10 protein-coding genes are annotated in these 10734 nt (G+C 24.9%); 7 read left to right on the top strand and 3 right to left on the bottom strand.

The window, feature by feature from the left end; genetic code table 11:
* Positions 1-159 precede the first annotated feature (159 nt).
* Both QZ288_RS11290 and QZ288_RS11285 read right to left on the bottom strand, forming a co-directional pair.
* Complete coding sequence (locus tag QZ288_RS11290) at positions 160-828, bottom strand: hypothetical protein (RefSeq protein WP_295158931.1); 669 nt, start codon at positions 826-828, stop codon at positions 160-162.
* 43 nt (positions 829-871) lie between these two features.
* A complete protein-coding gene (locus tag QZ288_RS11285) occupies positions 872-2689 on the bottom strand; it encodes a family 10 glycosylhydrolase (protein WP_295158929.1) in 1818 nt (605 codons plus the stop codon).
* A gap of 97 nt (positions 2690-2786) precedes the next feature.
* Between QZ288_RS11285 and QZ288_RS11280 the strand changes: the two genes are divergently transcribed.
* The 6 genes from QZ288_RS11280 (at position 2787) to QZ288_RS11255 (ending at position 8506) form a co-directional block, all read left to right on the top strand.
* Positions 2787-3305 (top strand): GNAT family N-acetyltransferase, encoded by a 519-nt coding sequence (locus tag QZ288_RS11280; RefSeq protein WP_295158927.1) that lies wholly within the window; start codon positions 2787-2789, stop codon positions 3303-3305.
* A 45-nt stretch (positions 3306-3350) separates the two neighbouring features.
* Positions 3351-3542, top strand: a complete 192-nt coding sequence (locus QZ288_RS11275; RefSeq protein ID WP_295158926.1) for a hypothetical protein — start codon at positions 3351-3353, stop codon at positions 3540-3542.
* Between the two features lie 166 nt (positions 3543-3708).
* Complete coding sequence (locus tag QZ288_RS11270; protein ID WP_295158924.1) at positions 3709-4929, top strand: N-6 DNA methylase; 1221 nt, start codon at positions 3709-3711, stop codon at positions 4927-4929.
* A 249-nt stretch (positions 4930-5178) separates the two neighbouring features.
* Entirely contained in the window at positions 5179-6222 is a 1044-nt protein-coding gene (locus QZ288_RS11265; RefSeq protein ID WP_295158922.1) for an AAA family ATPase, read from the top strand.
* Positions 6215-6856, top strand: a complete 642-nt coding sequence (locus QZ288_RS11260; RefSeq protein ID WP_295158920.1) for a DUF3226 domain-containing protein — start codon at positions 6215-6217, stop codon at positions 6854-6856. The genes QZ288_RS11265 and QZ288_RS11260 overlap by 8 nt, the downstream gene beginning before the upstream one ends.
* Positions 6857-7060: 204 nt before the next feature.
* Positions 7061-8506 carry a hypothetical protein gene (locus QZ288_RS11255; RefSeq protein WP_295158918.1) on the top strand — a complete coding sequence of 482 codons (1446 nt, stop codon included), beginning with the start codon at positions 7061-7063 and terminating at the stop codon, positions 8504-8506.
* A gap of 78 nt (positions 8507-8584) precedes the next feature.
* Here the strand turns inward: QZ288_RS11255 and gdhA are convergent, their stop codons facing one another.
* Positions 8585-9934, bottom strand: coding sequence for an NADP-specific glutamate dehydrogenase (gene gdhA, locus QZ288_RS11250; protein ID WP_295158916.1), 1350 nt, complete (start codon positions 9932-9934; stop codon positions 8585-8587).
* A gap of 234 nt (positions 9935-10168) precedes the next feature.
* On the opposite strand from gdhA, the gene QZ288_RS11245 reads away from it, so the two are divergent.
* Positions 10169-10474 (top strand): hypothetical protein, encoded by a 306-nt coding sequence (locus QZ288_RS11245; RefSeq protein ID WP_295158915.1) that lies wholly within the window; start codon positions 10169-10171, stop codon positions 10472-10474.
* Positions 10475-10734 lie beyond the last annotated feature (260 nt).

The following is a 10734-nucleotide window of genomic DNA, read 5'->3' as shown; positions in this document are numbered from 1 at the left end:
AATTTAGATTCAACAATAAAGATATTGAAAAACAATTAGAAATCATATATAATTTAGCAAAAAGGGAGCTTTTTTAGTTATCTGGGCCAGCCCCAAATATTTTATTTATTTAAGATTTTAATTTTATATATCAATTTATTTATATATAAGTTTTTATAATTAAATATTTTTTAATATAAATTTTTCTTTACTTAATAAATCTTCTGCTATTATATCATTATCTTTAAAATATGCTTTATAAATAAAATATAATTTATGATTATATACATTTGACACTAGCTTTCTTATTTCTGCAAAATGAATATTATTTTCTGATGATATATCAGATAAATCAAATAATAAATAATCAAATATTCTTTTGAATGTACCGTTATCTGATTTCAATAAATAAAAAATATAAAAAAGAATTTTATTATTTGAATATTGTGCATCTGTAAAAACTATAGTGCCATTTGGAGCTATAAATTTATTATTATAAAAACTAAATTCCTCGTATGTATTGTCTAATTTTAATATAGAAAAACCTGATAAATCTCTGTTAAAAATAAAATACTCTCTATTATTATGATTTATAATTTTAAACATTCTGGCATCATCGCTTTTATAATTATAAATAAGTTTGTTATCATTAATTTTGTATATGCTTCTATCGTATCCTATAATATCTTTTTGATGAATATATGCTGAATATTTTTTATGAATAATATAGTAATCATCATTTAATATAGCTTTTTTTTCGCTTTCAAAATTATTATCTGAAAATAAAACTTCGTATTTAAGACGATGATTTTTATAGTAGGAACTATAATATAAATTTTCTAATATCATATCTATAAGTATACTTATTAGATAATATTTGTCAAATTATATTTTAATTATTTACTATTTTGAGATATTCGCTTTCATTATGTATTCTATCCAAAGCAGTAATATAATATATGTATGTTTTTTTTGAATCTATAGTTTTATCTTTATAAGTTACCTTTGAATTAACATTAAAATTTTTCCTTCTTATTTTATCTATCAATTCTATTCCAGTCTCTCCTATAGTTTCTCTATATACTGCATAATATGCAGAATAAGAGGGAAGCAGATGCCCATATTTATCTAGTTTGTATTCATTAGGATCTGTAAATGTTAATTTTATCCCGCCAAACACTTTTCTAATAGACGGATTTTCTAGTTTTAGAGGAGCTTTATTAATATTTTTCATAGTGTTCATTGTAGGTACTATTGCTTTAAATATATAATTATTTTCTTTTATATATTTAACCGCATCATTTCCGAAATTTCCTGTATCTCTGTCATTTTTATACATATTATGCATAGTAAAAAAAGATGATCCCTTAATATATCCTTTTCCAACATCTCTTATATAATTTATTTGCCTTGACATTAAATCAATATCCTGCCAAGGTTCTATATTGGAAGAGCTTCCCATTCTGTATAATGCATGCCCTATATAAATATCTGCAAGTTTTCCGCTGCTTGATTTCTCTGCTTCATTAACCCACCATTTTACTATTGTATCGAAAGGAGCAGTTCTATGTTTTGAACTCCAATACACCTGAGGTATTACAGCATCAATATACATTTTATTTAATCCGTCTTTTACTGATGCATTATTCAAGCTAGATGTTTTTTCTCCGTTTAGCATCCATAAAAGCACATCTGCATGCAATGCATCAAAATTCGGATTATATGATTTTGTACGGCTTCCGTATTTGCTTCCTGCATATTCTGATATTTTTTCTTTATTTCTCCAAACGCCTGCAGGAGATATAGTCCATTTTACATAAGGCTTTCTTGATTTTATTTCTTTGTATATATCGCTTACAAGCCTATTAATATTATCTCTTCTCCAAGCATAAAGCCCATTAACTCCATAATCATCATAATCTTTATTATTAATATCATATCCTCTTTTCTCTCCATATTTTTCAGCACTTATTTTATCGGGCCAGTCTTTATATGTTTTTCCTTTTGCCGCATTCTGATAAAAATAATCATCGAAATGTATGCCGTCAATATCATAATTTTCAACTACTTCCATTACAGAATCTTTTATATATTTTGCACTTATGGGTTCTCCCGGGTCTAAATATAGTCTGTTATCATACCAATATATAGGCTTTAAATTATTAGAAATATATGTATGAATAAAATTTTTTTTGGAAAACTGTTCTTCATAGCTTTTATTTTTATCATAGTTTAAAGATATTCTATAGGGATTAAACCAAGCATGAACTTCTAAATTTCTATTATGAGCTTCTTCAATAATAAATTCAAGCATATCTGTTTTGAAAGGATAATCATCTCTTTCATTTGTTGTATATGAGCCTGAAAAATATCTTGTTGCAGGGTTTATTTTTGATTTAAATATTACTCCTGCATCTGGTTTTACTTGAATAAATAATGCATTAAAATTATTTTCATATAATGTGTTTAGATATTTTAATATAAGTTTTTTTTGTTCGGATTCGCTTCCTCCTTTTAGGGGCCAGTCAATATTTACTACAGATGATATCCAAGCTGCTCTGAACTCTCTGTAAAGAGGATTTTTACTTCTATCTTCATTAATATTTTTTGCTAATATTTTTCTTATATTATTAGGCACAATGATATTTAAAGTATTACATGATGATATTAGCAGTATTGCTAAAGATATTATGATAATAATTTTTTTCATAGTTTTTATTTTTATTTATTTTTATTATTGATAAATATTTTAGAGATTATATATTTAATGATTATAACAGTCAATATATGAAAAAGGATTTTTATTTATGTTTATAAATATTAAAGAAAATATTAATTATGCAAAAGATATATCAATAATGATGACAGAAGCATTTAACAGTTTTTATAGTATAGATGATGTAATAGAATTGATTAATAAATCTTTTATTTCTTTGGGATATATAAAAAATAATATATTGATAGGATATGCGGGGCTTTTATATATGTACTCAAATATAACATTTGAACTTCACCCTTTGATAGTAAAATCATTATATAGAAATATTGGCATAGGTTCTAAGTTATTAAAAGAGATTGAAAGGGAAGCAAAATTAAAAAATGTATTAAATATTATGCTTGGCTCAGATGATGAGTATTTTAAAACAAATCTGCATCAATTTGATTTTAATAATACTAGTATGTCATATATATTTGATAATATAAAAAATATTAATAATCATCCTTATGAATTTTATCAGAAAAACGGATATAAAATAGCAGGAATTTTTCCTGATGCAAATGGTATAGGTAAGCCTGATATTTGGCTATGGAAACAATTAGTATAAAATATAATACTTGACAATATTTTGATTTATAATTATATTAAAAAAATGCTTAGCAATATTTTTACAGACATACAGAAAAATAAAAAAGAATGGCTCAAAAGTAAAAAGGGAAATGAGTTTGAAGATAGATTTGAAGCTTCTTTAAAAAAATATGGTTTTAATAGAAGAATATCAAATAACAAAGAAATTAAAAATATATTTTCAGATATAATATGCACGCAATTTTTATTTATATAAATTCGACAGAGAATTTGATGTTTATATTAGAGTTGCTTATGGTATTAACAAAATAAGAATATAAATAAATATGCTAATGCAGATTATTTTTCTCATACGGATAGAATAAAATGCGAAAATAATGTAATAGAGTTTTGTAATAGTTTGTAAAGAGTAAGAGAGATATATGCATCAGCAATATACTAAAGAAAGTTTTGATTATCTTAAAAATACTGATATAGAAAAAAGAAAAAAATTAGGTCAGTACTTCACTCCTAAAAGTATAAGAGATTTGCTTTTATCAAAATTATTATCCATTTCTAAAAAAAAAGATAATGTTAAAATACTTGATCCTGCATCAGGAAGCGGAGAGTTTCTTTTATCATGCAATGAATATTTTGAAAGTCCTAAATTACACGGTTTTGATATTGATGAGAGTTTAGCTGCTATATCAAAGAAGTTAATAAAGAATGCTGATATAAGATGTTTGGATACTTTGAAGCTTGACAGTGAAAAATCTATTAAATATGATTATGTTATAGGAAACCCTCCTTATTTTGAGTTTAAGCCTGATAAGAAATTAAAGAAAAAGCATAATGATATAATAAGCGGAAGAGTTAACATATTTTCTATATTTATAAAATTGGGTTTAGAGCTTTTAGAAGACGGCGGATATTTAGCTTATGTAGTTCCTCCTTCTATGAATAACGGGGCTTTTTTCAGAAAATTAAGAGAATATATAATAAATAGAAGCAGTATTGAATATATGCATATTGTAGATGGCTCTGACAATTTTTATATGGCTAATCAAAAAGTTATGCTTTTAATACTTAAAAAAACTAATAATCATAAAAATAAAAAATATATATTCTCAAAAAATGGCATTACAATATTTACAGAAGATAAAGCATTTTTAAATAAAGCATATAAAGATACTGTAAGTTTAAAAGAGATAGGTTATGAGGTAAAAACAGGAAGCATTGCTTGGAATAAATATAAGGAAAATCTTACTGATGATAAAAATAATTCTATACCTTTAATATATTCATCTAATATAGCTGACGGAAAAATACTAATACCTAATAAAAGAAAGCTTCAGTATATAAGAAATATATCTAAAGATTTAATATTAAAAAATAATGTTATAGCTGTTAACAGAATAACAGGCTCTCATAAAAATATAAATATAAAATCAGCAATAGTAAAAGAGAAAGAGTTTGTATGCGAGAATCATGTTAATATTATATATCCTTTACAAAATTATAATAAAGATTATAGTTTAGAATATATTTATAATGCTTTAAATGATAAAAAAAATATAAAAGTATTAAGCCTTATAACAGGAAATACTCAGATATCAAAGACAGAACTTGAAAGACTTCTTCCTATAAAGATTATTGAAAATTAAAATATTATTTCTGCTGATATAATTAAGATACTTCAGTTAATACTGTAAACTATTGATATAAAATAGTTTTGCATAGAATTGAAAAATGATAAAGTTCATTATAAGAAAAAATAAAGATTTCATAAATAAAGATATAAAATATTTATTATGATTATATTAAAGATTTGATTTTGTCATAATCTGATATTCTTGACAATAATATTTATAAATTATAAAATACATACAATTGTATAATATAAAGAGGAAACAATGGAAAATCATTTTATTAAAAATATATCTTTTGAAAATTTCAAATGCTTTAAAAAATTAGAATTTGATGGTTTTAAAAGAGTAAATTTAATAGGCGGTCACAATAATGTAGGAAAAACATCTTTCATGGAAGGTGTTGATATTGCGGTTTGTTCTGATACTATTATTTCTCTTACCTATAAATTAAAAGAAATGATTAGAAATAGGCAAAATTCATTAAACGATGATTTTGAAATAGATTTTTTTTATAATGATTTTATATATTTTAATATTATATCAAATATCAATAATATAAAAGTTAAACATGTAAATAATAATAATTATATTATAGAAGAATCTTTTTTAGAAGAATTTGATGATGAATTGAAAGATAGTAAAAAGTATAGTTCATATTTTTTATTATCTGTAAATGAAAAAAATGAAAAAATATATTTAAATTATTTTATAAGAAGCTTTAGAATAATAAAAGAAGATTTAAAATATATTTCAAATTTTGTACATACATCAAAAATGGGTGAAAGAGATATAGCTGTTTTGTATGGCAATCTTATTAATTTATCCAAAGAAGATTATCTCGATAAATCTTTGCAAATATTTGATAATAATATTGTGGGATTTAGACAAATACTTAAAAATAGAAATGAAATAGTATTGAAATTAAAATTAAAAGACATAGAAAAACCTATTTTATTATCTTCATTCGGTGAGGGCATAAACAGATATATTGCTATAATCTGTGCTATATGGGCTAGTAAGGACGGATATTTATTTATTGATGAAATAGAAAACGGCATACATTATACAAATTATCCTAAGCTATGGAAATTAATTTTTGATATTTCTAAAGAGGCTAATTGTCAGATATTTGCAGCTACTCATTCAAAGGAATGTATAGAAGCTTTTAATAATGAAAATAAAAATAATGAAGGATTATATTTAGAGTTTTATAGAAATCAAAAAACAGGGCTTATTAATATAAAAGACAGAGATAATGAACAGCTGGAATATGCACTTCTTAATAATGGGGAGTTTAGAGGTGAATAATTTAATAATAGTTGAAAGTGAAAATGATAAATTTTTTATAGAAAGACTGATAGAATGTTCTAATGTCGGCAGTATAAATGTTCAATGTATTTGCGAATTTGAATGTTTAGAAGGTATGAACAACCTTAATAAAAAACTAGAAGAAATAAAATTTGATAAATATAATAAAGTGGGCATTATTTTAGATGCTGATAAAGAAGGTATAGATAAAAGAATTAATTTTATAAATAATACTTTGAAAAATGTATGTGATGATGTAAATATCACTGAAATAAATAAATTAGAAAAATCTTCTAAACTTGATGTTGATTTTGTATGCTATATTATGCATGTAAATGGATACGGAGAATTAGAAACTGTATTAAAATCAATAAAAAAGTCTGATTCCTTTTTTGCTGACTGTTTAGAGAGTTGGAGAGAATGCTTAAAAAATAATGGTAAGGATATAAGCGATAAAGAGTTTGATAAGTTATATATAAATAATTATATTAGATTTGATACATGCAGTAAATTAGAACAGAAACATGCAAGTAAATATTGCGGTTTAAAATATGCTATGAAAAAAGATATATGGGATTTAGATAGTAGTATTTTATATGACTTGAAAGAATTTTTAAAATTATTGGCATCATAAACAAAAACACTAAAGTATTAAAGGAATTTACTTTATCATTTAAAGATGCATGCAAAAATGATGAGTTAATAATAGGTTTATTTTCAAGAACTAATATACAACTTTATCTTTACAAACTTAATAATTTTCATTATAATATATATATGAAAAAAGACTTAAATACAAAAAAATATTTTTATGAACTTAAATTATAAGGATAACTTGATGAATATCATTAAAAAAATTAATCAATTGCATGAAGAAGATGAGCATGAAAAAATTATTGAAATTATAACTTCAATCCCAAATGAAGAAATGAATACAGAACTTTTTAGTTTGCTTGCCAGAGCCTATAATAATACTGAAGAATATGATAAGGCTTTAGATAATTTAATGTATATTAGAGAGGAATGTATTGATGACAATTTATGGAACTATAGAGTAGGATATGCTTATTATTATAATGGCAATAAAGAAAATGCAGAAATATATTTTAAAAAGGCTTATGATTTGGATAATGAAGATTCTGATGCTTATAATTTTTATATATTATGTTCTGAAGACAGAGATGAAGGAATTAATTTTGAAAAAAGAGTTAATATATTTTGGAAATGGTTTGAAGAAAATGAAAAAATTATATCTGATTTTATAGAAAAGAAATCTAGTATGTCATCAGATGAAATAGCAGAGTTTGTATCTGAAGGAACTCTTTTAATATCGAATGATTTGCAGTTTAATTTCGGCGGTAATTATGAGTTTATATTTACTATAGAGGGTAAGGAATATTTATTTTATCTTACTCCTAGAATAGTATCTGCTATGCCTGATAAGCTAAAAAGTAAATGGAAATTTTTTCCTTATATGCCGAAACAGAATGTGGAAAATTTTAATTTTAAAATATATGATAAGGATTTCAGTTTTGAAGAAATTTTAGTATATGCTGAGTTTAATAAGGATGCAGATTCATTTAATTTGAAATTTTATAATGAAAAATTGAATGAATTGGAAGAAGATTATGCATACAATACTTTTTATATAATGCTTGAACATGCAATAGGTGAGAATATAGCAAAATTCTATTTGGGAGAAGCTTTGAAAAGTTATGAAAAACTTGATGGTATGATAGAGCTTACAAAACTTTATGACTTTATAATTGATATTCTAAAAAACAGAGATAAAAAAATAATTGAAGAGCCTACAGAAAGATATTCATTTTATGAAAGAAAACCTTATGATAATTATTTAAGAGATGATATATTTATGGGAAACAGCTGTTATATGGGACTTGTATACGATTTCTATAATTATAATTATGATGCTTTAGTAAAGATTTCTAAAATGGGTGCTAGGGCAGTGTATTTACATTATCATTTTTATGAGAATAAAGATAATGATTTCGATGATGAAAATATAAATAAAATACTTCTTAATGAAAGAGATAATATTACAGATGATATTGAAAATATTATGGGAGAAAAAGGAAGCGGTAAAGAAATAGGTATAATATTAGGAAGTGCTTTCGGTACATTAGGCGGATATATAGATTTGCTTTTATATAATCAAGATGAGTTCATAAAAAGAGCCGAAGAGGTACTTAAAAATTATAATTATAAATTTAGTTTATTAAGATTTAGACAGTATTCTGAAATTATAAAAGAATTTAACGATTAATGAAATAGTTTGTTCTTAATAATAAACCGTTAACATATATAAATATGCTAACGGCATTAATTATTTTATTAAATAAAATTAAACTAAACCATAAGGTATCATTATATCAGCTACTTTAACAAATCCTGCTATATTAGCACCTTTCAAATAATCGCCTTTAAATCCGTACTCTTCAGCAGTTTGATAACAAGTATTATGAATATTAGCCATAATGTTTTTAAGTTTATTATCAGTATATTCAAACTCCCATTTATCCATAGAAGCATTTTGCTGCATCTCTAAAGCTGAAGTAGCAACTCCTCCTGCATTTGTAGCTTTTCCCGGTGCGAATAATATACCTGCTTTTTGGAACTCTTCAATAGCTTGAGGAGTAGCAGGCATATTAGCGCCCTCAGCAACACATTTACAGCCATTTTTAAGAAGTGTTTTAGCATTGTCAGCATTAAGTTCATTCTGAGTAGCACAAGGCAAGGCAACATCGCATTCTATATCCCATATACATCCGTTTTCTAAGTATTTGGCATTAGAATGTGAATTAGTATATTCTTTTAATCTTTTTCTCTCTACTTCTTTTAATCTTTTAACAGTATCTAAGTTTATGCCGTTTTCATCTAATATCACTCCGTTAGAGTCAGAACAGGCAATTACTTTAGCACCTAATTGGGAAGCTTTCTCCATAGCATAAATAGCAACATTGCCTGAACCTGAAACAATTACTTTTTTGCCTTCAAATGATTCATTTTTAGTTTTAAGCATAAGTTCTGTAAAATATACAAGTCCGTATCCTGTAGCCTCTTTTCTTGCAAGAGAACCTCCATAAGATAAGCCTTTTCCTGTTAATACGCCGGGCTCAAATCTGTTTTTAAGTCTTTTGTATTGCCCGAATAAATATCCTATCTCTCTGGCTCCAACCCCTATATCTCCTGCAGGAACATCTATATCATATCCTATATGTCTTTGAAGTTCTGTCATAAAGCTTTGGCAAAAACGCATAACTTCATTATCGCTTTTTCCTTTAGGGTCAAAATCAGAACCTCCTTTGCCTCCGCCTATAGGCAGACCTGTAAGGGCATTTTTAAATATTTGTTCAAAACTTAAAAATTTAATTATGCCTAAATAAACAGATGGGTGAAAGCGAAGTCCTCCTTTATACGGTCCTATAACGCTTGAGAATTGTACACGGAAACCTCTGTTTATATGTATTTCTCCTTTATCGTCCATCCAAGGAACTCTGAACATAATTTGTCTTTCAGGTTCGCATATTCTTTCTATTATCTTTTGTTCAATATAATGAGGCTTTTTCTTCAATACAACTTCTAAAGTACTTAATACTTCTTTTACTGCCTGATGAAATTCATTTTCACCGGGATTTCTTTTTACTACTTTGTTATAAATGGCTTCTAGCTGTTCGTTCATTTGAGAAGACATAAATTAATCTCCTTTTTATTTTTATTTGTTGAAAATATTATACACTAAATAGTATTATTGTCAATAGTAATGTTTTTAGATATTTTACTTTTTTTAATAAATTGAAATATTATTTAAAATAATATATTCTAAAAATTAATAAAAAATATTTATATAATATATAAAGTGTAATTATACAATTAAATTTGATGCTGTTTTTTGTAATATTATTTTATCTTTAATAGGAGAGATGCTATGAATAAATGGTATTTAAGAAAGGCTAAAAATAAATATGAGCTTTACTGTATTTATGATGATTTTGATGATGAAATTCCTATTTTATTATTGATGAATATTTTAGAAAATGAATACGATAATATTATTATACAAAATGAAGAATCTGATATTATGAATGGCATATACACTAGAAATTTAATTATAAATAATATAGATTTTACTATTTATGAAGAATTATCAAGCTTAACATTCAGCTCTAATAGTAAAGAAGGAGATGCTATTATATATCATATTTCTGCTATATTAAAAGCTGATATGCAGTAATTATTATTTTTTATTATTGCTGATAAAAATTGTTCGCCGCCACCATTCGGTGCGTGCCTGCGGCAAAAAGTAAAGTAAATCACTCTGTATGCCTTCGGCGAATTTGCTATACGCTCACAATTTTTATAATATCAGTTATAAGTTAATTTAAAGTAAATTTATCGCTAGCAACAATAAAGATAAACGAGCAGTTTATAACTTAAATTATAAAAATTATGAGCGTCTGACATTCGTAGAATGGCAGAGTATCAAAGCTCATA

The sequence above is a fragment of the uncultured Brachyspira sp. genome (assembly GCF_910578695.1).
Taxonomy (GTDB): Bacteria; Spirochaetota; Brachyspiria; order Brachyspirales; family Brachyspiraceae; genus Brachyspira.
This window is presented reverse-complemented; position numbering and strand designations above follow the sequence as displayed.

Bases quoted from the DNA above. Each gene is read 5' to 3' on its own strand.
- QZ288_RS11290 (WP_295158931.1), bottom strand. From the start codon at position 828: ATGATATTAGAAAATTTATATTATAGTTCCTACTATAAAAATCATCGT.
- QZ288_RS11255 (WP_295158918.1), top strand. From the start codon at position 7,061: ATGAATATCATTAAAAAAATTAATCAATTGCATGAAGAAGATGAGCAT.
- QZ288_RS11275 (WP_295158926.1), top strand. From the start codon at position 3,351: ATGCTTAGCAATATTTTTACAGACATACAGAAAAATAAAAAAGAATGG.
- QZ288_RS11270 (WP_295158924.1), top strand. From the start codon at position 3,709: ATGCATCAGCAATATACTAAAGAAAGTTTTGATTATCTTAAAAATACT.
- QZ288_RS11265 (WP_295158922.1), top strand. From the start codon at position 5,179: ATGGAAAATCATTTTATTAAAAATATATCTTTTGAAAATTTCAAATGC.
- gdhA (WP_295158916.1), bottom strand. From the start codon at position 9,934: ATGTCTTCTCAAATGAACGAACAGCTAGAAGCCATTTATAACAAAGTA.
- QZ288_RS11285 (WP_295158929.1), bottom strand. From the start codon at position 2,689: ATGAAAAAAATTATTATCATAATATCTTTAGCAATACTGCTAATATCA.
- QZ288_RS11280 (WP_295158927.1), top strand. From the start codon at position 2,787: ATGTTTATAAATATTAAAGAAAATATTAATTATGCAAAAGATATATCA.
- QZ288_RS11245 (WP_295158915.1), top strand. From the start codon at position 10,169: ATGAATAAATGGTATTTAAGAAAGGCTAAAAATAAATATGAGCTTTAC.